Origin of the sequence: Neisseria perflava (assembly GCF_024170405.1) — a bacterium.
GTDB classification, from domain to species: domain Bacteria; phylum Pseudomonadota; class Gammaproteobacteria; order Burkholderiales; family Neisseriaceae; genus Neisseria; species Neisseria perflava_B.
In genome coordinates, this window is record NZ_JALJYC010000013.1 from 1 (window position 1) to 24,991 (window position 24,991).

29 protein-coding genes, 1 other RNA gene and 1 pseudogene are annotated in these 24,991 nt (G+C 51.3%); 12 read left to right on the forward strand and 19 right to left on the reverse strand.

Going from position 1 to position 24,991, the window contains the following annotated elements; all coding sequences use genetic code 11:
• Window positions 1-77, forward strand: a pseudogene (locus J2T37_RS05970) (IS1595 family transposase); the annotation flags it as partial.
• Between the two features lie 473 nt (window positions 78-550).
• Here J2T37_RS05970 and J2T37_RS05975 read toward each other — a convergent pair.
• From J2T37_RS05975 to J2T37_RS05995, 5 genes are all read right to left on the reverse strand, one after another.
• Window positions 551-1,522: an amidohydrolase gene (locus J2T37_RS05975; protein ID WP_367398806.1), complete on the reverse strand. Its 972-nt coding sequence runs from the start codon at window positions 1,520-1,522 to the stop codon at window positions 551-553.
• Between the two features lie 300 nt (window positions 1,523-1,822).
• The gene (locus J2T37_RS05980; protein ID WP_253354518.1) at window positions 1,823-2,368 is read right to left on the reverse strand and encodes an MFS transporter; all 546 of its coding nucleotides are present in this window, start codon (window positions 2,366-2,368) and stop codon (window positions 1,823-1,825) included.
• On the reverse strand, window positions 2,365-2,811 hold the full coding sequence (locus tag J2T37_RS05985; protein WP_253354520.1) for a hypothetical protein: 447 nt from the start codon (window positions 2,809-2,811) through the stop codon (window positions 2,365-2,367). Before J2T37_RS05985 ends, J2T37_RS05980 begins: the two co-directional genes overlap by 4 nt.
• Window positions 2,812-2,838: 27 nt before the next feature.
• A complete protein-coding gene (locus J2T37_RS05990; protein ID WP_253354522.1) occupies window positions 2,839-3,129 on the reverse strand; it encodes an MFS transporter in 291 nt (96 codons plus the stop codon).
• Window positions 3,059-3,289: a hypothetical protein gene (locus J2T37_RS05995; RefSeq protein WP_253354524.1), complete on the reverse strand. Its 231-nt coding sequence runs from the start codon at window positions 3,287-3,289 to the stop codon at window positions 3,059-3,061. The genes J2T37_RS05990 and J2T37_RS05995 overlap by 71 nt, the downstream gene beginning before the upstream one ends.
• Window positions 3,290-3,488: 199 nt before the next feature.
• Here J2T37_RS05995 and J2T37_RS06000 point away from each other — a divergent pair, with 199 nt between their 5' ends.
• A complete protein-coding gene (locus J2T37_RS06000; protein WP_253354526.1) occupies window positions 3,489-3,926 on the forward strand; it encodes a MarR family winged helix-turn-helix transcriptional regulator in 438 nt (145 codons plus the stop codon).
• A gap of 88 nt (window positions 3,927-4,014) precedes the next feature.
• Here J2T37_RS06000 and J2T37_RS06005 read toward each other — a convergent pair whose 3' ends face one another.
• On the reverse strand, window positions 4,015-5,175 hold the full coding sequence (locus J2T37_RS06005; RefSeq protein WP_253354528.1) for a cytochrome-c peroxidase: 1,161 nt from the start codon (window positions 5,173-5,175) through the stop codon (window positions 4,015-4,017).
• 342 nt (window positions 5,176-5,517) lie between these two features.
• Between J2T37_RS06005 and J2T37_RS06010 the strand changes: the two genes are divergently transcribed.
• The 10 genes from J2T37_RS06010 (at window position 5,518) to murU (ending at window position 11,311) form a co-directional block, all read left to right on the forward strand.
• A complete protein-coding gene (locus J2T37_RS06010) occupies window positions 5,518-6,507 on the forward strand; it encodes an NAD(P)H-dependent glycerol-3-phosphate dehydrogenase (RefSeq protein WP_253354530.1) in 990 nt (329 codons plus the stop codon).
• Window positions 6,508-6,625: 118 nt separating this feature from the next.
• Entirely contained in the window at window positions 6,626-6,949 is a 324-nt protein-coding gene (locus tag J2T37_RS06015) for a hypothetical protein (RefSeq protein WP_253354532.1), read from the forward strand.
• Between the two features lie 20 nt (window positions 6,950-6,969).
• A complete protein-coding gene (locus J2T37_RS06020) occupies window positions 6,970-7,272 on the forward strand; it encodes a cell division protein ZapA (RefSeq protein WP_253354534.1) in 303 nt (100 codons plus the stop codon).
• Window positions 7,273-7,278: 6 nt separating this feature from the next.
• Window positions 7,279-7,458: non-coding RNA, 6S RNA (ssrS, locus tag J2T37_RS06025), on the forward strand.
• Window positions 7,459-7,651: 193 nt separating this feature from the next.
• The gene (gene rplM, locus J2T37_RS06030) at window positions 7,652-8,083 is read left to right on the forward strand and encodes a 50S ribosomal protein L13 (RefSeq protein ID WP_253354535.1); all 432 of its coding nucleotides are present in this window, start codon (window positions 7,652-7,654) and stop codon (window positions 8,081-8,083) included.
• 9 nt (window positions 8,084-8,092) lie between these two features.
• Window positions 8,093-8,485, forward strand: a complete 393-nt coding sequence (gene rpsI, locus J2T37_RS06035; RefSeq protein ID WP_253354536.1) for a 30S ribosomal protein S9 — start codon at window positions 8,093-8,095, stop codon at window positions 8,483-8,485.
• 286 nt (window positions 8,486-8,771) lie between these two features.
• Window positions 8,772-9,020, forward strand: coding sequence for a GlsB/YeaQ/YmgE family stress response membrane protein (locus tag J2T37_RS06040; protein WP_253354537.1), 249 nt, complete (start codon window positions 8,772-8,774; stop codon window positions 9,018-9,020).
• A gap of 417 nt (window positions 9,021-9,437) precedes the next feature.
• Window positions 9,438-9,884, forward strand: coding sequence for a homoprotocatechuate degradation operon regulator HpaR (gene hpaR / locus J2T37_RS06045; RefSeq protein WP_253354538.1), 447 nt, complete (start codon window positions 9,438-9,440; stop codon window positions 9,882-9,884).
• Window positions 9,885-9,887: 3 nt separating this feature from the next.
• Window positions 9,888-10,388, forward strand: a complete 501-nt coding sequence (hpaC, locus tag J2T37_RS06050; RefSeq protein ID WP_253354539.1) for a 4-hydroxyphenylacetate 3-monooxygenase, reductase component — start codon at window positions 9,888-9,890, stop codon at window positions 10,386-10,388.
• A gap of 224 nt (window positions 10,389-10,612) precedes the next feature.
• Window positions 10,613-11,311, forward strand: coding sequence for an N-acetylmuramate alpha-1-phosphate uridylyltransferase MurU (murU, locus tag J2T37_RS06055; RefSeq protein ID WP_253354540.1), 699 nt, complete (start codon window positions 10,613-10,615; stop codon window positions 11,309-11,311).
• A gap of 164 nt (window positions 11,312-11,475) precedes the next feature.
• Here murU and ftsZ read toward each other — a convergent pair whose 3' ends face one another.
• The 13 genes from ftsZ to J2T37_RS06120 all read right to left on the reverse strand — a co-directional run bounded on the left by ftsZ (window position 11,476) and on the right by J2T37_RS06120 (window position 24,977).
• Window positions 11,476-12,690 (reverse strand): cell division protein FtsZ, encoded by a 1,215-nt coding sequence (gene ftsZ, locus J2T37_RS06060; protein WP_253354541.1) that lies wholly within the window; start codon window positions 12,688-12,690, stop codon window positions 11,476-11,478.
• Window positions 12,691-12,856: 166 nt separating this feature from the next.
• The gene (ftsA, locus tag J2T37_RS06065) at window positions 12,857-14,101 is read right to left on the reverse strand and encodes a cell division protein FtsA (RefSeq protein WP_253354624.1); all 1,245 of its coding nucleotides are present in this window, start codon (window positions 14,099-14,101) and stop codon (window positions 12,857-12,859) included.
• A 57-nt stretch (window positions 14,102-14,158) separates the two neighbouring features.
• A complete protein-coding gene (locus J2T37_RS06070) occupies window positions 14,159-14,875 on the reverse strand; it encodes a cell division protein FtsQ/DivIB (RefSeq protein ID WP_253354542.1) in 717 nt (238 codons plus the stop codon).
• The gene (locus J2T37_RS06075) at window positions 14,865-15,776 is read right to left on the reverse strand and encodes a D-alanine--D-alanine ligase (RefSeq protein ID WP_253354544.1); all 912 of its coding nucleotides are present in this window, start codon (window positions 15,774-15,776) and stop codon (window positions 14,865-14,867) included. The genes J2T37_RS06070 and J2T37_RS06075 overlap by 11 nt, the downstream gene beginning before the upstream one ends.
• 92 nt (window positions 15,777-15,868) lie before the next feature.
• Window positions 15,869-17,287 (reverse strand): UDP-N-acetylmuramate--L-alanine ligase, encoded by a 1,419-nt coding sequence (murC, locus tag J2T37_RS06080; RefSeq protein WP_253354545.1) that lies wholly within the window; start codon window positions 17,285-17,287, stop codon window positions 15,869-15,871.
• A gap of 181 nt (window positions 17,288-17,468) precedes the next feature.
• A complete protein-coding gene (gene murG, locus J2T37_RS06085) occupies window positions 17,469-18,536 on the reverse strand; it encodes an undecaprenyldiphospho-muramoylpentapeptide beta-N-acetylglucosaminyltransferase (RefSeq protein WP_253354547.1) in 1,068 nt (355 codons plus the stop codon).
• Between the two features lie 4 nt (window positions 18,537-18,540).
• Window positions 18,541-19,722, reverse strand: a complete 1,182-nt coding sequence (gene ftsW, locus J2T37_RS06090; protein ID WP_253354549.1) for a putative lipid II flippase FtsW — start codon at window positions 19,720-19,722, stop codon at window positions 18,541-18,543.
• Window positions 19,723-20,084: 362 nt separating this feature from the next.
• Entirely contained in the window at window positions 20,085-21,422 is a 1,338-nt protein-coding gene (gene murD / locus J2T37_RS06095; protein ID WP_253354551.1) for a UDP-N-acetylmuramoyl-L-alanine--D-glutamate ligase, read from the reverse strand.
• A 112-nt stretch (window positions 21,423-21,534) separates the two neighbouring features.
• Window positions 21,535-22,182 (reverse strand): SLATT domain-containing protein, encoded by a 648-nt coding sequence (locus tag J2T37_RS06100; protein ID WP_253354553.1) that lies wholly within the window; start codon window positions 22,180-22,182, stop codon window positions 21,535-21,537.
• A 227-nt stretch (window positions 22,183-22,409) separates the two neighbouring features.
• Window positions 22,410-22,892 (reverse strand): group II truncated hemoglobin, encoded by a 483-nt coding sequence (locus tag J2T37_RS06105; RefSeq protein WP_367398804.1) that lies wholly within the window; start codon window positions 22,890-22,892, stop codon window positions 22,410-22,412.
• Window positions 22,893-22,907: 15 nt separating this feature from the next.
• The gene (locus J2T37_RS06110; RefSeq protein WP_253354555.1) at window positions 22,908-23,198 is read right to left on the reverse strand and encodes a hypothetical protein; all 291 of its coding nucleotides are present in this window, start codon (window positions 23,196-23,198) and stop codon (window positions 22,908-22,910) included.
• 105 nt (window positions 23,199-23,303) lie between these two features.
• On the reverse strand, window positions 23,304-24,386 hold the full coding sequence (gene mraY, locus J2T37_RS06115; RefSeq protein WP_253354556.1) for a phospho-N-acetylmuramoyl-pentapeptide-transferase: 1,083 nt from the start codon (window positions 24,384-24,386) through the stop codon (window positions 23,304-23,306).
• Between the two features lie 81 nt (window positions 24,387-24,467).
• Window positions 24,468-24,977 carry a hypothetical protein gene (locus tag J2T37_RS06120; RefSeq protein WP_253354557.1) on the reverse strand — a complete coding sequence of 170 codons (510 nt, stop codon included), beginning with the start codon at window positions 24,975-24,977 and terminating at the stop codon, window positions 24,468-24,470.
• Between the last annotated feature and the right edge of the window lie 14 nt (window positions 24,978-24,991).

Below are 24,991 nucleotides of genomic sequence, written 5' to 3' on the forward strand. Positions count from 1 at the left end.
AATGGCGTTTTAACAACAGTGAAATAAAATCTCAAATTTCTATTTTGAAACAGTTAGTAAAAGGTAATTTGCTCTAATTATCTAGTACAGCCCCTTTTAAATTTCAGAAATGTGTTTCTTCTAGCAGACAGAATCCGCGAGGATTCGTCATTCCCGCGCAGGCGGGAATCCAGGCGTTTGAGTTTCTGATACCTTGAAAACATTACAGAAATGTCGGGCTTCTGGATTCCCGCCTGCGCGGGAATGACGAAAATCTGGCGATTTTCTGTCTGCTGGGATTCCGTATGATTCTGGAAATAATAAAATTTTTAAAACGCTTATCCCGAACTGACATTAACTACGAAACGCTATTTTGCATACAGATGGCTGAGCGCAGTCGAAGCCCAACCTACGGCTTCGACTGCGCTCAGCCATCTGATGTTTATATGCATTTCAAAATTTTTAGCTGTATTTCAGTCTGCTCAACACACTTTCGTCAACAAAAAAGGCCGTCTGAAACAAATTTCGTTTCAGACGGCCTTTCAACCTTTATCTTAAATCAAGCGGTATCTTAACGCAGATAGCCTTCAGCAATGGCTACCCAGTAAGCAGCGCCGACCGGCAGGTTGGCTTGGTCGAAGTGGTAATCCGGAGTGTGTACCATCGGTGTATTGCCGTTACCCAGCAAGACGTAGCAACCCGGCACTTTTTGCGCGTAGAAAGCAAAGTCTTCGCTGGCCATTTGCGCAGGACCCGGGAACACGGTATTTTCCGCGCCGAATGTTTCGGTAGCGATTTCCAATGCTTTTTTCACGGTCGCGTCGTCGTTCACAGTCACCGCACCCGGATAAGATTCTTTGATTTCGTGTTTTAGGTTGAAACCTTCGGCAATCGAAGCGGTCAGCTGGCGGATACGGTTCAATACCAATTCACGGCCTTCCGGCGTGCTGGTACGCATGCTCAGGCGCAGAGTGGCGGTTTCCGGAATCACGTTACCGGCGTCACCGGCTTGGAATGCACCAATAGTTACCACTGCCACGTCGCGGGCGGAAATATTGCGCGATACAATAGATTGCAGCGCCATCACCAAAGAAGCACCGCCGACTACCGGATCAATGGTTTTTTCAGGGGCAGAGCCGTGGCCGCCACGACCGGTCAGGGTAATTTCCCAGTTGTCCACAGCGGTAAAGACCGAGCCAGAAACGAAGTAGAATTTACCTTGATCCAAGCCGGGGATATTGTGCATACCGAAGACATGGTCAAATTTGAATTTGTCAAACAAGCCGTCTTTAATCATTTCGGTCGCACCGCCCATGATTTCTTCGGCCGGTTGGAAAATCAGGTTTAAAGTGCCGTTGAAATTGCGGGTTTTCGCCAAGTATTCGGCCGCACCCAGCAGCATGGTGGAGTGGGCGTCGTGACCGCACATATGGGATTTACCGGCGACTTCGCTTTTATACGGAATATCAGCCAGCTCTTGAATCGGCAGCGCGTCCATATCGGCGCGCAAGGCGATAAAAGCATTCCGTCGCCGTTTTTCAATACGGCTACTAAGCCAGTTTTACCCAAATGCTCGGTTACTTCATAGCCGAAGCTGCGCAATTTTTCGGCGATATAAGAAGAAGTGCTGCTTTCTTCAAATGCGGTTTCCGGATGACGGTGGATATGTTCGAAGGTTTCTTTCATGCTGTCGAACACAGAATCTTTAACAGTTTGTACTAAATTATTTGCCATGATAGTTTCCTTTGTGTCATTACTTCGTTTGAAAAGAATGGGGAACGGTATGTTGTTTCTCCGTCGCTCCCCTTATCGGAGGCCGTCTGAAAACAGGCGGCCGGAGGATTTACTGCTCGCTGCGTTTACCTTTCGGAATCGTAGCGGTAATGGATACGATGGCAGCCATGACCATAAACAGGTTAAAACCTAAGGCAATCAATGCAGCTTCACGAATTACCAAGTTGTCTTGACGACCGTGGAAGTCAATCAGGCTAATCATCATACCTTTATCGCCACGCAAAGCGGTAAAGATGGCAGCGGAAATCGCCACACCGAATGCCGCCCCCAAAGAAGAGGCCATTTTGTAAATACCGGCACCGGCACCTGCTTGATCGGCAGGAAGGTTGGACAAGGCCGCATCGGTAGAAGGGGTAGCGTAAAACGCCAAACCGATACCAAACAGAGCATAAGAGATGACAGCCAAGATTTTATAGTTGTCCAACATCAGATGTGTCTGCATCAACATGAAGATAGACAAACCAGTAATCAAGCAGCCCCAAATCATCGGCTTGCGCGAACCGTAGCGTTGCAGCAATTTTTCACCGACACGGATAAAGGCGATAATGGTAACCGCATAGCCGATGGTCAGCATACCGGTTTGGTTGGCAGTCATACCGCCCCCAGTTGTAACAGTTGTAACGATACAATCAGCATACCGGCTACACCATTGAGCATAAAGTTGGAAACGGTCGCACCGGTAAAAATTGAGTTTTTAAACAGTTTGAAATCAATAAACGGCTCATTGTTGCGGGTCCCAAAGCGGAAGAACAAAGCCCCGAACACGATTGCCGCCACAGCCAAACAAAGTGTCGTACCGCTGGTCCAGCCCAAGCTGCTGCCTTGTGTTACCACAATCTGCAAAGCCACCATGGTCAGCATGAAGGTAATGATACCGCCCCAGTCGGTTTTGCGGTTACCGGCATCGGTTGACTCCACTTTGCTTTCAGGCGTACCGCGCACCATCAGCATACCCAGCAGCGACAATGCGGCGCAGGCGAAGAAAATCCAACGCCAGTTGAAATACGCCACCATCAGGCCGCCAAACAGCGAACACAAGCCCGAACCGCCCCAAGAGCCGATGGGTCACATACTGATTGCGCGTTGGCGGTCAGCGCCGTCCCAATAAGTTTTCACCAAGGCCAAACTTGCCGGCATAACGCAGGCAGCCGACAAACCTTGAACAATACGGCCTGCCATCAAAAACGGAACAGCCATCGAACCACTTGGCGCCAAGCCCACCAGCAATGCGCCGATAATGTTCAACACAAAGCCGCATTGCACGATTTTAACGCGGCCGATACGGTCATCCAAGCCGCCCATAATCACAATAAACATACCTGAAAACAGGGCAGTAATAGAGACGGCAATGTTCATCACACTGGCCGATACCCAAATCATTCTGCATTGTCGGGGCAATATTCAGCGTCGTTTGGGCAAACAGCCAGAAGGCGATAACACCAAAAATAATGCCGAACAACAGCTTGTCGTTGCCTTTAAAGCTGGCTGCGGCATTGTTGGCAGTTCCTGTACTCATGATTTAAACTCCGTTTTGTTAAACGTGAATATTTAGTTGAATAATTCAACTATCGGCGTCATAATACACTTACTGATAGGATAAATCTACACGTATTATAGATTTTTTATTTGACACAAATCAATTTTTCAAAACCAATTCTATGAACTACATTATACTACACCCAACTATTTAATTTAAAATCATATAGGTATCCATCATGCCCTACCTGACCTATCGCCTCACTCAAATCAGCCAGGCCGGTATCAAGATTGCCGACCCTGTTTACCAGTCTGCCGTCGGATTAAAAGTACGCGAGTTGCGCGTATTACGCCTCATCCACACCTATCCCGACAGCACTTCCACCGAACTGCTCAAGCTCATCGAACTGGATAAAACGCTGTGGTCGAAAAATCTGGCCACATTGGAAGACAAAGGCCTGATTCTGCGTAAAACCGACCCAGCCGACGCCCGGCGGCAATATTTGAGACTCAGCAAAGAAGGCGAAGCCGCCTGGGAAAAAGCCGAACAAATCGGCCGCAAGCTGGAGCGCGAATTGTTCCGCAAACTCAATGACGAGCAATGGCAGCAATTACAAGACTTGCTGGATTTAACGTGGTTTTCATTAAAAGACTGGCAAGAGCAGCAGAAACCCTAGTCCTCAAACCATAAAGGCCGTCTGAAACCATACTCAACATGGTTTCAGACGGCCTTGCTCATTTTTTACTTATTGCGCTAGTAAAACATTACTTATTATTCGGGTGTGATTCGGAAGGGCTGGAAAGCGGCAGCTCCGGCATGGTACGCGCTTTTTCCGGCACTGAGCCGGAGAGCGCATTCAGGAACGCCACGATATTATCCACATCTTCCTGCGGCAAATCCTTACCCAGTTGCGCCTGACCCATAATTTTCACCACTTTGTCCAATTCCCAAACGCTGCCGTTGTGGAAATACGGATACGTTTTGGCCACATTGCGCAAACCCGGCACACGGAAGAAAAATTCGTCTTCCGCTTTTTTCGTCACATCGGCACGGCCTTTGTCGTGCTTCGGATCTTCAATAAACTTCCAATACGGACCTTGCACCAAGCCGAATTTTTGGAACGAATTACCGCCCAAGTTCATACCGGTATGACAGGCGATACAGCCGTTGTCCATAAATGCGCGCACGCCCTTGCGCTCTTTCTCGCTCAAAGCGTTGACATTGCCTTTCAGATAATCATCCCATTTGGTCGGTGTCAGCAGCGTGCGCTCGAATGCGCCCAGCGCCGTGGTGATATTTTTGAAAGAAACTGCCCCGTCTTGCGGGAAAGCCGTTTTAAACATGGCTTGATATTCGGGGATATTGGCAATTTTCGCCACAGCCGCTTCTTCGCTGTCGTTCGCCATCTCCACCGGATTCAGCAGCGGGCCGCCGGCCTGCTCTTCCACATCCGCCGCACGACCGTCCCAAAACTGCATGCCCAATGTCGCGGCATTCAACGCTGTCGGCGAATTACGGCCGCCAAACGCCCCCTTGTGCCCTTGGCTGGTCGGCAAATTATCCACGCCCGCGCTGGCTAAATTATGGCAGGAGTTACAACTGACCGTATTGCCTTTGGACAAACGCGGCTCATACCAAAGCTGATGTCCGAGTTTGACCTGCTCTTCGGTAAACGGGCGCAACTTCTGCATTTCTGCCGCATCCGGCAAAGGTTTGAAAATGGCCTGTGCCCGCTTAAGCAAGTCTTGATCTTCAGCGGAAACATTACTGTTGTCGCCATTAGCGGCGGCTGATGCCGCCTCAGACGCTGCCGCAGGAGCGGAAGCCTCCGCCGCAGACTTATCGGCCGCCTTCTCGCCGCAAGCGGACAAGGCCACCAGCACAGCAAAGGGCAAAGCGAGATGACGGAAAATTTGGGTAGTCATGCATGTTCCTTTTCTATTTTGATTTAATAAGAGAAGCGTGCTTTTGCGTTAGATATATAAAGACCCTACAACTGCGCCGAACCGTTTTCTTTTTTAGGGAAAAAACGACATCATCTCCCTAATCCGGCTTTTTTATGCTGTTTAGTATAGGCAGGAATCCGTTATTCATTTTTGAGATAAATCAATCCGCCGTTTTCGATTAAGTTGTTTAATTTACACAATAGCCGGAACTTTTCTCATTTGAAAATATTCATCATTTTCCAACTCTTTTATGCGCCCACTTGCACCTGACTGCCGATTGTTTTAAAGTTAGGCGCATATCTTTGATATGGGAAGAAACTTATGAAAATTACCGTAATGGGCGCCGGCTCGTGGGGTACGGCATTAGCAATACATTTTGCCCAGCACAATCATGAAGTTGCGCTCTGGACGCGCAATGCCGAACAAGTCCAAACCCTGCAAGCCGACCGCGAAAACAAATACGGCTTGCCCGGTTTTCCGTTTCCCGCCTCTTTAAGCGTACACGCCGACTTGGGCGAAGCCTTGCAGGATTCGGAGCTGGTTTTAATTTCCACCTCGGTGGCCGGTTTGCGCAGCAGCAGCGAGTTATTAAAAGCATTGGGCGCGGGTGATGTTCCCGTATTGGCGACCTGTAAAGGTTTCGAGCAGGACACCGGCCTCTTGACTTTCCAAGTAGTCAAGGAAGTTTTGCCGGAAAACAAAAAAATCGGCGTATTGTCCGGCCCATGTTTTGCATTGGAGCTGGCCAAGCAGCTGCCCTGCGCCGTAGCCGTTGCCTCGGAAAACAAAGAATGGATTGAAGAGCTGGTGCCGCAGCTGAACAATAACGTCATGCGTTTATACGGCAGCAACGACGTCATCGGCGTATCCGTCGGTGGCGCAGTGAAAAACATTATGGCGATTGCCACCGGCCTTTCAGACGGCCTCGAATACGGCCTGAATGCCCGCGCCGCATTGGTAACGCGCGGTTTGGCAGAAATTACCCGTCTGGCCACCGCAATGGGCGCCCAACCCAAAACCATGATGGGTTTGGCCGGTATCGGCGACTTGATTCTGACCTGTACCGGTGCGCTGTCGCGCAACTACCGCGTTGGTTTGGGATTGGCCGAAGGCAAAGAGCTGCACCAGGTTCTGCTGGAAATCGGCCACGTCTCCGAAGGCGTGAGCACCATCGAAGAAGTGTTCAACAGCGCCTGCAAATACCAAATCGACATGCCGATTACACAAACCCTGCTGCAACTCATCCGCAAAGAAATGACCCCGCAGCAAGTTGTCGAGCGCCTGATGGAGCGCAGCGCCCGTTTCGAATAAACCGACACCATCCTGCCGATAGGCCGTCTGAAATCTTCTTTTTCAGACGACCTCGGATTGACAGCCGCACGGCATACCACTATGCTTACCGTCCAACTTTTACCGAAAACGATGTCCCATGAACCAATCCCTTGATAAATTGGAAATCAACGTTTACCAGCTGGCGCAAAAATTTGAGACCCTGCTGGGCGAAAACCGCCGTTTGAACGAAGAAATCGGCCGTCTGAAGCTGGAGCAGGAACAACAAAAGCGCGAACACGAAACCGCTGTTGACGAATTGAGCGAAGCCCTGCTGGTGCAGGTCGGCAAGCTGAAAGAAGATTTGCAGAGCAAAATCGACGTACTGACCGCCGAAAAAGACCGCTACCGCAACGCGCTGGAGCAAAGCAGCCGCGAAGTGCGCCATCTGTTGTCGCGCCTGCCGCAAGAAGAACAACACTGATTCAATTTTAAGGACACCCCGTGAGCATCGAACAAGTCAGCCTCGACATCATGAATGTCAACTTCACCATCAACACGCCGGCCGAAGAGAAAGACACCCTGCTGCAAGCCGTTGAACTGCTGAATAAAAAAAGCGACGCCATCAAAGAAAGCGGCCGCATTGTCGGCACGGATAAAATCGTTATCATGGCCGCCCTCAACGTCGTACACGATTTGCTGAAAGTCAGCCTCAAAGATGATTTGGCAATCGGCGAATTTGAGCGTAAAATAGCCGACATGAACAGTGCTTGCGAGAAAGCATTGTCCAGACTGGAGCAACATTGATTTTCTTTTTCCCTGCGGTGTTCGCGAAGGCACACATTCCTTTGAACCAATAAGTTCGCTTCAGGTTGCCGGGAGCAGTAGTGGGCGCGATTGTCTGTTTACAGACGAACCCGAAACTACCCGAGGTGACCGCCTTGTCAGCAAGGTTCAAGCGGATTCAGCCGTAACGGCATCTGCGGGGATTCCCTTTCCGAGCCATACCTTAAAGGTATGGCTTTTTCACAGCACGACTGACACCCAAATACGACATAAATCCGCCCGATTTTGCTGTCTGCAAAATTTTATCGCACCAAATCCCGCAACAGCGCCCAATATGATTGACAAACGCCAATCATCTCTTTAAAATTCATAACTTTCTATATCTATCTGGATTTCCACTATGAAAACCTTCTCAGCGAAACCGCATGAGGTGAAGCGCGAATGGTTCGTCATCGATGCCCAAGACAAAGTTTTGGGTCGCGTCGCTGCCGAAGTCGCACACCGTCTGCGTGGCAAACACAAACCCGAATACACCCCTCACGTTGATACCGGCGATTACATCATCGTCATCAATGCAGACAAACTGCGCGTGACCGGTGCCAAATTCGAAGACAAAAAATACTTCCGTCACTCAGGCTACCCGGGCGGTATCTACGAGCGTTCTTTCCGCCAAATGCAAGAGCAATTCCCGGGCCGCGCTCTGGAACAAGCCGTAAAAGGCATGCTGCCGAAAGGCCCGCTGGGTTACGCCATGATTAAAAAACTGAAAGTGTACGCCGGTGCCGAACACAGCCACGCTGCACAACAGCCTAAAGTTTTAGAATTGCGATAAGGACACGACATGAACGGTAAATACTACTACGGCACAGGCCGCCGCAAAAGTTCAGTGGCTCGTGTATTCCTGACCAAAGGTACCGGCCAAATCATCGTAAACGGCCGTCCCGTTGACGAATTTTTCGCCCGCGAAACCAGCCGCATGGTGGTTCGCCAACCATTGGTTCTGACTGAAAACGCCGAATCTTTCGACATCAAAGTCAATGTTATCGGCGGCGGTGAAACCGGCCAATCCGGTGCCATCCGTCACGGCATTACCCGCGCCCTGATTGATTTTGACGCTGCATTGAAACCTGCATTGTCTCAAGCTGGCTTCGTTACCCGCGATGCCCGCGAAGTGGAACGTAAAAAACCAGGTCTGCGCAAAGCACGCCGTGCCAAACAGTTCTCCAAACGTTAATCCGTTTTCAGAATACATCAAAAAAGTCCGCATTTTGCGGGCTTTTTCTTTAAAATTGGAAATATAATTTTCTGATAAATGATATTTTTGTCTAACTTGCCAAACAAACTCTTTCCTCTACCATGACCTTTGGTTTTTGTTTACCTGCAACAACTTACCCAAAATATTTCAATATTTTGAAAAATCATGCAATGGCAAAAGACGAAACCACCATGACTGCGTATGATAGCAACCTATCCGCAGCACTTGGACAAACTTACGCGGAAAACATTATGAAAGGAAAATCATGGGCTGGTTAGGCACAATTATCGTAGGTTTTATCGTTGGCGTTTTGGCTAAAATTCTCCATCCGAGTAACGACAACCTGGGCTTCATTATGACCACTATCCTGGGCATTGCCGGTGCTGCATTGGCCGGTTTCGTCGGACAAGCTGCCGGTTGGTATGAAGTTGGTCAGCCGGCAGGCTGGATTGCCTCCACTGTATGCGCTGTTGTGATTTTGGCTATTTACACCCGTATCATTAAAAAAGGTTAATCATCATCCTTGATAAAAGCAGGTCGGCTTTCGACCTGCTTTTATTTTGTCTGACTATCCTGTTTCAGACATTTTTTTAAATATATCCGACTGAGATTATTCAAATATTGCACCGATACCCTGCTTACTGATAGATTTCTCTTGCCGCCCCATATTTCATTCTCCGGCTTAATGAATCATTCATCCCTCCGTAACTTATGATTTTGTTGAGATTGTTTGCAAAATGGAATAAGATATGTCCATAAAGTTACCTCAACCTATTATCATCAAAATAAACTTACCTGATACTTTCCATAAACCGAAACAGTTAAGCTTCATTTCCATCGAAACTTGTTGGCTTTACAAGAGACGGGCTATACCCTTTTATCACAACCCGGCGCTTCAATTGTTTGATTTTCGGTAATCACGGAGACTTAAATGGCCCATCAATCTAAACATGCATCTATCAACATCAGTCTGATTCAGGCACGGGAAGCGCTGATGATTCAATTCCGCCCGATCCTGAATCAAGCCAATGTCACTGATCAGCAATGGCGTATCGTCCGCCTACTGGCGGAAAGCGGTACCTTAGACTTTCAAGATTTAGCTAATCAGGCCTGTATCCTGCGCCCCAGTTTAACCGGTATTTTGACCCGGCTGGAAAAAGCAGGTTTGGTTGTCCGCCTGAAACCATCCAATGACCAGCGCCGGGTATTTTTAAAATTGACCGCCGAAGGTGAAAAACTGTACCACACCATCGGTGCGCAAGTGGATGAGCGCTATGACGCAATTGAAGAAATATTCTCCCGGGAAAAATTGGAGCAGCTTCAAGGCTTACTGACTGAATTGGCCGCCATCGGTCAAGATTTGCAGCAACAAAGATAATAAATGACCACACCAACACACACACTTAAGCAGCCTTTCAGGGATGCAATGGCCTCTTGCGCCGCCGGTGTTCATGTCATCACCACCGACGGTACAGCCGGGCGCTACGGCATTACCATGACGGCCGTTACTTCGATTACCGATGAGCCGCCTACGGTCATGCTGTGCATCAACAAAGAGGCGAGCATTATCCCTATTTTGACGGCAAACCGCGATTTATGTATCAACACGCTTTCAGACGGCCAGCAGGATATTGCCGAGCATTTTGCGGGGATAACCAATTTGTCGCCGGAAGAGCGCTTCGCATATCATATTTGGCACAGGGGTCACAGCGGCCAGTTGGAAGTCGAAGGTGCATTGGCGCATTTGCACGGCAGCATTATTGAGCAGCATGAAATCGGCACGCATTATGTCTTTTATGTCCGCCTCAATGAAATCAAAGTTGCCGACCGTCATACCCCCGCGCTCCTTTATTTCCGACGGCAATTCAAATCGCTGGCGTGATAGTAGTTTCCGGTTTGAGACAAAACAGCAGCTGTAAACAGCGCGAGACTCAGCAACGCTGTATCCGATAATGGGAGCGACCACAAGGCCGTCTGAAAACGGGGCAATCCATTCCCCCTATTTTCAGACGGCCTTTATCTCATCGACCCATAAGCAAAGCGTCCCACTTGTTAGGAAGCCGATCACACTATACAATCCTCCCCATTCTTTACCTAGGAAAGCCCATGAAAGCCATGATTCTGGCCGCAGGACGCGGCGAACGGATGCGCCCGCTAACCGATACCTGCCCGAAACCCCTATTGCCGGTTGGGCGAGAACTGCTTATCGGCTGGCATTTACGCCGTCTGAAACAGGCCGGAATAGACGAAATTGTCATTAACCATGCTTGGCTGGGCGATCAAATTGAACAGACATTGGGCAACGGCAGCCAATATGGTGTAACGATTGCTTATTCTCCCGAGCGTCATGGCGGTTTGGAAACGGCCGGCGGCATTGCCACTGCACTGCCTCTGCTGGGGCATGAACCCTTTTTAGTCATCAACGGCGATGTTTTGACCGATATTGATTTTCAGACGGCCTTTGCTGCGGCGCAAAATTTAGCTGAAACCCGCGATATGGCCCACTTGTGGCTGGTACCCAATCCGGCGCACAATGCAAAAGGCGATTTTGCCCTGTGCGCAAACGACCGGGTGCAATCAGATACGGCTGCAGGTAAAGCGCTGACCTTCAGCGGCATGGGCGTATATCATCCCGATTTGTTTGCTGATACACCACCTCATCAGGCCGCCAAATTAGCGCCTTTACTGCGTGCCGCAATGAATGAAGACAAGGTTAGCGGCGAGAAACACGCCGGCTTATGGCTAGATGTTGGTACAGTCGAACGCTTGGCCGAAGCCAACCGTTTGGCCTCGGATTGGGCGTAAAGCGGTATAATTTCCTTGATGACAAGCGAGAGGCCGTCTGAAATTCAGACAGCCTTTGCACTTTTATCAACAAGCTCAAATCTGGAATCTGCTTTAAATTCCTCCCCATATATCCAAATAAAAAAGCCTGCTTTTCAACAAGCAGGCTTTTCGCTCAAACCATTTTAGTTGTCAGAAGATTGTTGGCGGCGCAAAATGGCCGGAATCTCAAAATCATCCAATACCGACTGATTACCGAAATCGGCAGCCGTCAGATTCATACCGCGCGTACCGCGACCGGAGCGAACCAAACCCTCAATGCTGTGGCCTTGCGGTTGCGCTGCCGCAGCAGTATGCGCGACTTGCTCTTCACGGGCACTAACAGCCGGTTGCGGGCGGGCGCTGCGGAATTGCGGTGCGCTGCTGCCGTGTTCTTTCAAACCGGTCGCAATAATGGTAACGCGAATTGCATCTTCGCTCATGCTGTCATCTTCAGCCGTACCGACTTTGCATTCGGCTTCCGGATGGGCATTGGCGTTGACCGCTTTCATGATTTCGCGGTATTCGGACATTTTCAGGCAGCCCGGCGCAGTAGTGATATTGACCAAAATACCGCGCGCACCGTCTAAAGTTACATCGTCCAAGAACGGGCTGGAAATGGCCTGCTCGGTCGCCAAACGCGCGCGGTCGATACCTTGCGCATAGCCGGAACCCATCATGGCCATACCTTTGATACCCATCACGTTTTTCACGTCGGCAAAGTCCAAGTTCATAAAGCCCGGACGGGTAACGACTTCGGAAATGCCGGCGACCGCATCGCGCAATACGGTATCAGCCATGCGGAACACGTCGCGCATATTGGCATCTTCGCCCAATACGTCAAACAGCTTGTCATTCGGAATCACAATCAGCGAATCCACTTGGTCTTTCAACTGCTCCAGACCTTCCATCGCCACGCGCAGGCGTTTGCCGCCTTCCAAGCTAAACGGACGGCTGACTACGGCCACGGTCAAAATCCCCATCTCTTTGGCAATTTCAGCCACAACCGGTGCAGAACCGGTACCCGTACCGCCACCCATACCGGTAGTAATGAACAGCAGATTGGCGCCGCGAATCGCATCTTCAATCACTTCGCGCTCTTCTTGCGCCGCCGCACGGCCGATTTCGGGATTGGCACCTGCGCCCAAACCTTTGGTCAAATTGGTACCCAGCTGGATACGCTTACCTGCTTTGTTTTGACCCAAAGACTGCGCATCCGTATTGGCGCTGATTAAATCCACGCCTTGAATGGTGTTTTCCACCATATTGTTGATGGCATTGCAACCGCCGCCGCCCAAACCGATTACTTTAATCACCACAGGGCCTGTGACTGATTCGGCTACATCGTAAACAAAGTCCATTCAAATACTCCTCCGCGCCCTGTGTCGGGACGGTTCAAAAATCAATTATCTGCATATTATATAAGAAGTATCCGCCGACTGGCAAAATACTTCTTATTTTCAAAACTGCCATTCTTTTTCAGACGGCCTACCGTCGGTAAAAACAGACAGTTTGCTCCAATTCTTCTTAGAAATTGTCTTTCAGCCATTTTTGGAAGCGCGCCCACAGACTGACTTTTTCGCCGTTGTCGCTGCTGACCTGCACCGCACCGCCAACCGGTGCGCCGTCTTCCTCGCCGCGTGCTGCCTGCAGCAAGCCGATAGCGGTGGCGTAACGCGGATTGCGGATACGCTCGGACACGCCGCCCATTTCCTGCGGCACGCCGATACGGGCGGGCAGATTGAACACATCTTCCGCCAATTCGACGATACCGGTCAGCATAGACGCGCCGCCGGTCAAGACGATACCGGAAGTCAGTACTTCTTCGGGGAAACCGGAACGGCGCAATTCATTCAGAGTCAATTCCAAAATCTCTTCAACGCGCGGACCGATGACGCTGGCCAACACGCGGCGAGACACTTGGCGCGGCTGACGGTCGCCTACGCTGGGTACTTCCACCATTTCGTCCAAACCTTCCATGGTCGGAATCGCCACGCCGTAATGGATTTTGATGTATTCGGCGTCACGGTGCGGTGTGCGCAAGGCTTGCGCCAAGTCTTTGGTAATCAAATCGCCGGCCACGGGAATCACGGCGGTATGACGGATGGCACCGTTGGTATAAACAGCGATGTCGGTTGTGCCGCCGCCGATGTCAATCACGCACACGCCCAAATCTTTTTCGTCTTCAGTCAACACTGCCTGACCGCTGGCCAAGGGCTGCAGCATAATCTGATCCATCTGCAGGCCGCAGCGGTGGATACATTTTTGGATATTCTGTAAGGCGGTGTTTGCGCCGGTAATAATATGCACACGGGTATCCAAGCGCACGCCGCTCATGCCGATGGGCTCTTTGACGCCGGGCTGGTTGTCGATGATGTATTCTTGCACCACGGTGTGCAGGATATTGTGATCCGGAGGAATATTCACTGCTTTGGCGGTTTCAATGGCGCGGTCGATGTCGGCCTGCGTGACTTCACCGTCTTTGATTTTGACCACGCCTTGCGAATTGAGGCTGCGGATATGGTTGCCCGCGATACCTGTGGTGACATGGGAAATTTTGGTGTCCGCCATCAGCTCGGCTTCGTTCACCGCCTGCTGGATGGCCTGCGCAGTAGCGTCGATATTGGTCACCATACCGGCTTTCAGGCCGCGCGACGGGGCTTGCCCCAAGCCGACGATGTGGATTTCGTTATCCTCCTGCACTTCGCCGATAAGCGCGATGACTTTCGACGTACCGATGTCTAATGCGCTGATGTATTTGCCTTGTTCCATAACTTCCAAATTCCCATTCATTTCGCTAAATTTAATCTGTATGAACCGTTGCCCTGATTATTCGGCCGGTTCGTCTAAAAGCTTGCTGTAACGCACAGCAAACCCGTCTTTATAACGCATATCGACATAGGCCAAGCGGTCTTTGTTTTTGGCCAGCAGACCCGGCCAGATTTCGGCAAACTGCTGCAAGCGTTTGGTTTCGTTTTCACGCCCCAAGCGCACGGTTACGCCGTTATCCAATACGACTTTCCACGCCGAGCGCGGCGTATAAATCAATTCGCGGATACCCAGCCCGACCGGTTTTAATACCGCCGTAAACTCTCCGTAGTGGCGCACCATGTCTTTACCGGTACCGGGCTGCCCTTCAAATACCGGCAGCTTCGCTTCTACTTCGGCCTGGAACACATTGCCTTTGCTGTCCACCAAACCGCCCGCACGCCATTTCGCCACGGGAACGCGCTCTTCCAAAATGATTTCCACGGTATCCGGCAGTCGGCGGCGCACCAAAGCAGAATCAATCCACGGCATTTGCTGCAATGCGCCACGCGCACCGTTGACATCGGCGCGGAAAATATTGCCGCGCATGTATTTCTGCGCCACGGCCTGCAATTCTTTGCCGTTTACATATTTCAGCTTACCGCTAACCGTTACCTGCTTCACGGGGAAATGGTTGGAGTTATACAGCCACGCCACGCCCGTACCGATGAGCAGCAGCGTCATCAGCAGCAGTAGCCAGCGGGTCAGCCGACCCATCGCGCTTGCATCATCCCACATGAGCGGTTTTCAGTATTTCAATGCACAAATCGGCAAAATCCACGCCGGTTTCAGCGGCGGATTTCGGAACCAAACTGTGGCTGGTCATGCCCGGGAGGGTATTGATTTCCAACAGATACAGCTTGCCGTCGGTGTCTTTCAGAAAATCCACGCGCGAGCAGCCTTCCGCGCCGATGGCCAATGCGCCTCGTACGGCCAGTTCGCGCATTAGGGCTTCGTCTTCCGCACTCAAATCAGACGGGCATTGGTAAACCGTATCGTCGCGCTCGTATTTGGCGGCAAAATCGTAAAACTCGGTTGCCGGAATAATACGGATGCTGGGCAGGCCTCGGTTGCCCAAGACCGGGCAGGAATATTCGCCGCCGCCGATAAAGCGTTCGGCAATGATTTCTCCCTGCAAGTGTTTTAATTCTGCGTACACTTCTTTCAGACGGCCTGCTTCTTTGACTTTCACCACGCCCACGCTGCTGCCTTCGGCGGCCGGTTTGACAAACATCGGCAAGCCCAATTCACGCTCGATGGCGGCAAAATCGCTGTCTTCGCGCAATACGGCAAATTCAGGCACGGGCAGACCCAAAGCCTGCCAAATCAGTTTGCAGCGGTATTTGTCCATGCCGATGGCGGAAGCGGCCACGCCGCTGCCGGTATAAGGCACGCCCAACAATTCCAACGCGCCCTGCACCGCGCCGTCTTCGCCGAAGGTACCGTGCAGGATATTAAAGGCTGTCTGAAAACCTTGCGTTTTCAATTCGCCCAACGGCGTTTCTTTCGGGTCAAAGGCATGCGCGTCCACACCCTTGCTTTGCAGGGCGGCGAGAATCGCGCGACCGCTGTCCAGCGAAATTTCGCGCTCGCTGGAAAAGCCCCCCATCAATACGGCTACTTTGCCAAAGTCTTGCATACAATCTTTCTGGTTTTACTTCATTGAGGCCGTCTGAAAAACGGCGGTTTTCAGACGGCCTTTTTTGTTATTCTGACCGCCTGTTACTTAATTTATTCGCTCTGCGCCTGCTGCGACAGATTCACTAAAGCCTGCGGCACGCGGTTAATGCTGCCCGCGCCCATGTTCAGCACCACATCGCCATCACGCAAAATATCCAGCAGCATTTGCGGCAACTCGTTCACATCGGCGCAATACAGCGGCTCGACTTTGCCGTAGGCGCGGATACTGCGCGCCAAAGCGCGGCTGTCGGCCTCTTGAATCGGCGTTTCACCGGCCGCATACACTTCGGTCAGCACCAGCGCATCGACTTTGTTCAACACTTTGGTAAAGTCTTCAAACAAATCGCGGGTACGGGTGTAGCGGTGCGGCTGGAAGGCCAATACCAAGCGTTTGTCGGGATACGCACCACGGGCGGCGGCAAGGGTGGCTTCCATTTCCACAGGATGATGGCCGTAGTCGTCCACCAAAAGGGCGCTGCCGCCATTCGGCAGCTTGATGTCGCCATATTTTTGGAAACGGCGGCCGACGCCTTCAAAGCCCAACAAACCTTTTTGAATCGCCTCAACCGACGCACCCACTTCCAACGCCACGCCGATGGCGGCCAGCGCGTTCAACACATTATGGCGGCCGGGCATATTCAATACCACTTCAAACGGCTCTTGCTCATGGCCTTTCATGTTGATGTGGACGGTAAATTTCATCTGCGCACCAACGCTCTCGATGTCGGTGGCGTAAATATCGTCGTCTTCGTTCAGGCCGTAAGTGGCATAGGGTTTGCTGACTTTCGGCAGGATGGCGCGGACATGCTCGCTGTCGGTGCACAAAAACGCTTTGCCGTAAAACGGCATGCGGTGGATAAAATCAATAAAGGCCTGGTGCAGCTTCTCGACGCTGTGGCCGTAGGTGTCCATATGGTCTTCGTCGATATTGGTGACGACAGACATAATCGGCGTCAGGTGCAGGAACGAGGCGTCGGATTCGTCGGCCTCGGCTACGATATATTCACCCTTGCCCAAACGCGCATTGGTACCGGCCGCATTCAGTTTGCCGCCGATTACAAAGGTCGGGTCAAGACCGGCCGCGCCCAAAATGGAGGCGGTCAGGCTGGTGGTGGTGGTTTTGCCGTGGGTACCGGCAATGGCGATGCCGTCGCGGAAACGCATGAGCTCGGCCAACATCAGCGCACGCGGAATCACGGGAATCTGCTGCTCCAGCGCGGCCACCACTTCGGGATTGTCTTTTTTAACGGCGGTGGACGTCACCACCACATCGGCGCCGTTGACATGCTCGGCGGTGTGACCCGGATACACTTGGATACCCAGGCTGCTCAGATATTCGGTTACGGCGTTTTTCGCCTGATCGGAACCCGACACTTTAAAGCCCAAATTGTGCAAAACTTCGGCAATGCCGCTCATACCGACACCGCCGATACCGACGAAATGGATATTGGTCACGCGATTTTTCATCATGGTCCGTGTTCCGGGAATGGGTTAGAGAAAGCAGCGCAAATAGCGCGTAAGGGCGTTATTTTAAAGGCCTGAGCCAATCTGCGCCATTGTTTTATTGTAAAGGATATTTAACAAAATAGCCAATGCCGTCTGAAAATCGTTTTTTCAGACGGCCTCTCGCTTTATCAGCAGTATCAAAGGTTTATTTTAAAGTGGCAATCGCGGCTTCGGCCACGTCGTCCGCGCTGTGCGGCAAGGCCAGAGTGCGGGCGTTTTGCGCCCAAGCCAAACATTTTTCGCGGTCGAGACGGCTCAACACTTCCGCCAGACGTTCGGCGGTCAGCTGCGACTGCGGCAGCAGCAGACCGGCTTCGGCGTGCACCATAAAGCGGGCGTTGGCGGTTTGGTGGTCATCCACCGCGCTGGGCAGCGGTACCAACAAAGCGCCGACACCGGCGGCGGTCAGTTCGGCAATGGTCAGCGCACCGGCGCGGCACACCACCAAATCGGCATCGCGGTAAGCCGACACCATATCGGTAATAAATTCGGCGCACTCGGCTTCCACACCGGCGGCGGCATAAGCGGCCTGCAAATCGGCCAGCTTGTTGCGGCCGGATTGGTGAAACACCTGCGGGCGCTCGTTTTCCGGCAGCAAAGCCAAAGCCTGCGGCACGGTATTGTTCAACACCGTTGCACCCAAACTGCCGCCCATCACCAACACTTTCAGACGGCCTTCACGCTGCGCGAAACGCTCTTGTGGCGGCGGCAGGTTGGCAATATCCGCCCGCACGGGATTGCCGACCAAACCGTCTGCGTTTTCAAAGGCTTTCGGAAATGCATACAACACGCGCGTTGCCCAGCGCGAAAGCTGCTTATTCGACAAACCGGCGACGGCGTTCTGCTCGTGAATCACAATCGGCACGCCCGACAGTTTCGCCGCCACCCCGCCGGGGAAGGTCACAAAGCCGCCAAAACCGATCACACAGGCCACGCGGTGTTTTTTGATAATCCTTTTGGCTTCGCGCACGGTTTTCCACAGAGTAAACGGCAACATCAGCTTGCGCTTGATACCGTTGCCGCGCACGCCTTTAATCGCCAGCGTTTCCAGCAAAATATCGTATTGCGGCACAATACGCTCTTCCATCGAGCCTTCGCTGCCCAGCCAAATCACATGATGGCCGCGCGCGCGCAGCGAATCGGCCACCGCCAGCGCGGGGAAAATATGGCCGCCGGTACCGCCGGCCATCAGCATAAATGTCTTGCCGCTCATGGGCTTATTCCTCTATCTGGTAACCGCGCATTTTTTGGCGGTTTTCATAATCAATCCGCAACAGCAGGGTCATGCACACCAGCATGACCAACACCGCCGAGCCGCCGTAAGACATCAGCGGCAGGGTCAGACCCTTGGTCGGCAGGATACCGATGTTGACACCGATATTGAAGAAACTTTGGATACCGAGCCAAATGCCGATGCCGTTGGCCACATACGCGCTGAAGGTCAAATCCAAATCCCGTGCCTGCTTGCCGATGGAAAAGGCGCGCAACACCAGCCAGCCGTAGCAGAACACCAATACGCACATACCCAAAAAGCCGAATTCCTCGCCAATCACGGCAAAAATAAAGTCGGTATGCGCCTCCGGCAGGTAAAAGCGTTTTTCCAAACTTGCGCCCAAACCCACGCCGAACCACTCCCCGCGCGCAATCGCCATCAGCGAATGGGTAAGCTGGTAGCCTTTGCCCAGCGGATCTGACCACGGGTCGAGAAACGCCGCCACACGCGCCATACGGTAAGGCGCAGCCAAAATCAGCAGCGCCATGCCCGCCAGCAGCAAGCCCATCAGCATGGCAAAATATTTCCACGGAAAACCGGCCAAAAACAGCATACCCGCCGCAATCGACACAATCACCACAAACGAGCCGAAGTCCGGCTGCATCATAATCAGCAGCAGCCCCACCACCAGCAGGCTGCCCGGTTTGATGATTTTTTTCACCGACTGCAACACTTCCGCCTTGCGCGTAAACAGGCTAGCCAGATACAGCACCACCGCCAGCTTGAATAATTCCGTCGGCTGCAAATTGACCGACCCAATGTGAATCCAGCGCGTCGCGCCGTTAATCTCGCGCCCGACCACCAGTACCAAGAGCAACATCAGGCCGCTGAAGGCAAAATACCACGGCATGATTTTCTTCCACCAGTTCATATTGAACAAAGCCAAGCCGCCGCAAATTACCACGCTCAAGCCGACAAACACCGCCTGTTTGGTCACAAACGAATACTTGTCGCCGCCCTCCGCCGCCGCATACGCGATGGAGGCAGAGTAAATCATCATCAGGCTGAACGCCGTCATCAGGATAATCATCCACAGCAGCGACACGTCGATTTTCTGACCGCTGCGCACAATCGGCCGATCGAGAAAAACAGACAAACGGGGAAGTTTTAGGAAATCAGTTTTCATTATTTTATTGGGGTTGTGTTTTCAGACGGCCTGAATGATTTGAGGCCGTCTGAAAAAATGTGGCGAGCGGTTCAATGCGGGGTCGGAATAAAATTCCAAATATTATATTGTTTTCAGAACAGTAGGTATCTTCATTAGACAGAAAATCGCCAGATTTTCGTCATTCCCGCGCAGGCGGGAATCCAGACGTTTGAATTCCTGTTATCTTGGAAATATTGCAGAAATATTTGGCTTCTGGATTCCCGCCTGCGCGGGAACGACGAATCCTTGCGGATTCTGTCTGCCTAACAAAATACGTTTCTGAAGTCCAAAAAATATTCTATTGGCCTACTCCACACTCACGTTATTCACTCATTCAGATTTTACAAAGCCTTAAACGCTTCAACAAACACTTGGGCGCGGTGGGCGTAACCGTCGAACATATCAAAGCTGGCACAAGCCGGGCTGAGTAACACGATGTCGCCTGATTCGGCTTGGCGGTAGGCCGTCTGAACCGCCTCTTGCAGCGTGGCGCAATCGGTGAGCGGCACACCACAGCCGGCCAAATCTTGACGGATTTGCGGCGCGTCCACGCCCATCAGCAACACACCTTTGGCCTTGCCCTTGAGTGCCTCGCGCAGCGGGGTAAAGTCCTGTCCTTTGCCCATACCGCCCAAAATCACCCACAGCGGGCTTTGCAGACCGGCAATCGCGGCGGCGGTGGCGCCGACATTGGTGCCTTTGCTGTCGTCAATAAAGGTTATGCCGTTTTTCTCACCCACTTTTTCCACGCGGTGCGGCAGACCTTGGAAGGTTTTGACGTGTTCCAACAATTCGTTGCGCGGCAGACCGATGGCCTCACACAAGGCAAGCGCAGCCAAGACATTGGCGGCGTTGTGCAAACCTTGCAGCGGAATCTCGGCGGCATCAATCAAATCGCTGCCGCCCTGTTTCAGACGGTCTGATTCGCGGTCAAACCAATAATCGGCCTCATGTGCCAGCGAAAACCATTTCACGTCGCGGCCGTGGCGTTTCATGGCGCGGCAGAACACATCATCGGCATTCAATACCTGCACGCCTTCGCCACGGAAAATCTTGTCTTTCGCATGGGCGTAGTCCAGCAAATCGTCGTAGCGGTCGAGGTGGTCTTCGGAAATATTCAACACGGTGGCGGCGCTGGGGCGCAAATGCTCGGTGTTTTCTAATTGAAAACTGGACAATTCCAACACCCACACATCGGCTTTTTTACCGCCGCGCTGCAATTCGGCTTCCAACACCGGCGTGCCGATATTGCCCGCAATCACGGTATCCAAACCGCATTTGATACACAGGTAGCCGACCAGACTGGTCACGGTGGTTTTGCCGTTGCTGCCGGTAATGGCGATGACTTTGTCGCCGCGCTCATTCAACACACCTGCCAAAATCTCAATATCGCCGACCACGCGCCCGCCGCGCTGTTTAAACGCTTCGATTTCGGGGGTGCGCTCGGTAATGCCCGGGCTGAGTGCCAAAACTTCAAAGCCGTTGTCCAGCGCGTCTTTCAGATTGCCGGTATAAAAGGTCAGGCCGTCAAACATCTTGCCGATTTGCGACACGCGCTCAGGCTTCAATTCGGCATCGTAAGCCGCTACCTGCGCCCCTGCCCCACGCAAGAATGCAATCATGGAAATACCCGTGCCGCCCAAGCCGGCGACTAAAACTTTTTTGTTTTGCCAATTCATGCCCTGCAATTCCAATCTAAATAAATATTTTCAAATTATATCAATCATATCTTGGATAGAATATCTGTAAATCCAATTAAGTCTGCAATAACAACAAGTTCCAATATAATCATTAATATAGGTAGAAAAAAGCTGCAGTATGAAGACTCCAAAATTTTTTAAAATAATAGGAGCTAAAAACTTTATCTTTATATTCCTTATCACTATTGATATGAATCAAATAATCTATACCCATATGTTGTTCAGCAGAAGATAATATCTGATGATATTCTTTTTGATATTTTCCCATATCTTCATCGGTTACTATTCTGCCAGTATTTTCATTAGTTTCTTCAGTTGCCTCATCTTTATTAATCTTCTCTATACTTTTATTAAATATATCCTGTCGACTATTATCTTGCTTCACTCTCAATTTCTTTACAAATGCTCTTAACTTACCACCACAATCCTGTAATTTATATATCCTTAAATCATACCCAGCCATTGAAATAATTACAGAATATACCAATGTTGCAACAGCTAGAAAAATTTGGAAAATATTTAAAAATTCCGCACTAAACTTATGTGGTGGCGGGTAATGCATTACCCATAGAGGGATAAAAATTAAGCCTAAAGAAAGCATTGTAGTCACGCAAAAAGTAAGATGCTTGAATCTCATCAATCTATCAGCTGCTATATACTTACAATTTGCAGTAATTCTTGCTGAATATAGTAGCTGCTCGAATGCAGACTTTTCTTTTTTCTGTTCAGAGTTTCCCATCAAATAAATCCAAATAATATAGTTATTTAATTTAATATTATTACGCAAATGGTGGGTTAAAACCCACCCTACTTTTCTAAAACTTTTTTGTTTTGCCAGTTCATTGTGTTAACCGTATTTTGTTTGTCATTTGCAGAGTGTGGTTTTAACCCACCCTATTTGTCTTACATAGATTGCTTTCAGACGGCCTTTGTAATGATAAGGCCGTCTGAAAACCGTTTGTCTATTCAAAAAAATCCCGCAATCCCGTATTCCGCCAACAATACTTTCAATTCCGCCAAACGCATTTCTAGCGGTACGGCGGCGGGCGGTTGCGGCGGCGGATGATTCGCTTCGTTTTGGTTGCGCATCCAATCGCCCAAGGCAAACAGGTTCAGCAGCAGGGCTTCGGCGTATTTCTTATCCAAACCGCTGTCATGCAGGGCTTGGGCGAAACAGGCTATCCATTGGTTGCGCGTTTTCACGGTCACGGCAAACGGCATATGCCGCGCACGCAAGCGCGGATGGCCGTGCGCCTGCTCGTACAAAGGCGGCCCGCCCAGCCAGCCGCTGAGAAATTGATACAGCCGCTCGCGAGCGTAATCCAAGCTTTCGCTGTGGGTGGCGCGCAGGGCGGCGTAGCGGCGGTCGCTGTCCATCAAATCGTAGAAGCGGGCAACAAGCGCGGTTACACCTGCATCGCCGCCGATAATTTCATACAGAGTAGCCATTTTTCAGACGGCCTTTCAACCTACGGCGGCAACCGCCAACAGAAACGGAAGCAGCGCCCCCAGCAGATACACCGCCAGCCAAAGCAGCAGACTGTCGCTGACACGGCGCAGTAGGGCGAAATAGCCCCATGTGTATAAAAAGAGCGAAACCAAGCCCAGCAGCAGCGTGCCGCTTATGCCGAATACGGCTGACCATATGCCGCTCAGCAGCGTATAGGCCAACGCCCAATGCCACGCCCGGCTGTTTTCGGTAAAAAACGATTCCTGCAATTTGCCGAATACCAACAGCAATAATATCCCCAACATTGTTTATTCCCTTTCCTGTGTGAAAGTGATTCAAACAACGAAGCGTAAACAATCGGCGGCAGTATCTGCCTGCTCTTTATATGTTATATATTTTTTCAGACGGCCTTAGCGGATTTTCAGGCTGCTCAAACCAATCAAGACCAATACAATGGTGATAATCCAGAAGCGCACCACCACCTGCGTTTCTTTCCAGCCTTTTTGCTCGTAATGGTGGTGAATCGGCGCCATCAGGAAAATGCGTTTTTTGGTACGTTTGTACCAGCCGACCTGCAACATCACCGATACGGCCTCCACCACAAACAGGCCGCCCATAATCACCAAGACAAATTCTTGGCGGATAATCACGGCCACCGTGCCCAAAGCCGCGCCCAGCGCCAATGCGCCGACATCACCCATAAATACCTGCGCGGGATAAGCGTTGAACCACAAAAAGCCCAAACACGCGCCGCACATGGCGGTACAGAAAATCACCACTTCGTTGGCGCCGCTGACATACGGCAGTTGCAAATAACGGGCAAATTCGGCATGGCCGCTGGCGTAGGCGAAAATCGCCAGACCCGCCGCCACCAACACCACGGGGAAGGCGGCCAAGCCGTCCAAACCGTCGGTCAGGTTGACCGCGTTAGACGTACCGACGATGGTCAGGTAGCTCAAAATAATAAAGCCGATAAAGCCCAGCGGCAGGGCGATTTGTTTGAAGAAAGGCACGATTAAAATATCATTGGCGCTGCTGCTGGCGAGGAAAAACAAGGCCAAACCCGCCCCCAAAGCCACGCTCGACTGCCACACCATTTTGAAACGGGCAGACACGCCGTTGGGGTCTTTATACACCACTTTGCGCCAGTCATCGTAAAAGCCCAATGCGCCGGTCGCCAGCAACACCGCCAGCAGAATCCAGATATACGGATTCGCCCAGTTGCCCCACAGCAGGGTGGATACGGCAATTGCAGTCAGAATCAGCGATCCGCCCATGGTCGGCGTGCCGTTTTTTACCAAGTGGGTCTGCGGGCCGTCGGTGCGCACGGCTTGGCCGACTTTCAGCGCAGTCAGCTTGCGGATGGTCCACGGACCCAAAAGCAGTGAAAACGCCAGCGCGGTCAATGCCGCCATCACAGCGCGGAAGGTGGTGTATTGAAATACATTCAGCGCGGAAAACCAATCGCTGAAGTGGGCTAACCATAAAAACATAACATGTCTTTCCTTGTGTATTTATTCGTATCGCGGCGCGAGGCCGTCTGAAAAATGGTTCGGCGGCTTAATCTGCAAACGTCAGTCAATCCGATCCGCTTCAATATCGTATTCTTCGTTGTCTTCGTCATCGCCGGGCAGATAATCGGTGTAAATCATCATAACCACGCTTTGTCCGTCGGCTTCGTGTGCCAATAAGGATAAGGAAGTCAACAAATCGGCCAGTTGGGTCACAAATTCGCCGTTGTCTTTATCGGCTTCGTCTTCAAAACTGTTTTCCTCGATAAAACCGAATTCTTCCGATTTCGCCCATTCCGCCGCCCATCCTTTCAAGGTTGCTTCATCGGCGGCAGCCAGCAAATCCAGCAAACGCGGCGGCACTTGATACAGCGAGTAATCCTGCGCTTCTTCCACGGGAATCAGCTCGTGCCGGTCAAAATCGAAGTCTTCGCCTGCGGCAATCGCAAACACATTGGCCATATCGACATCAGTCAGGCCGGAAGTTTCCAACGCTTCGGCAGGATGAGCCATTTGCGCCGCAATTTCACGCGCCTGCTCTTCGGTTTGGATGTAAAAAGCGCAATCAAACATAATCTTTTTTCTTT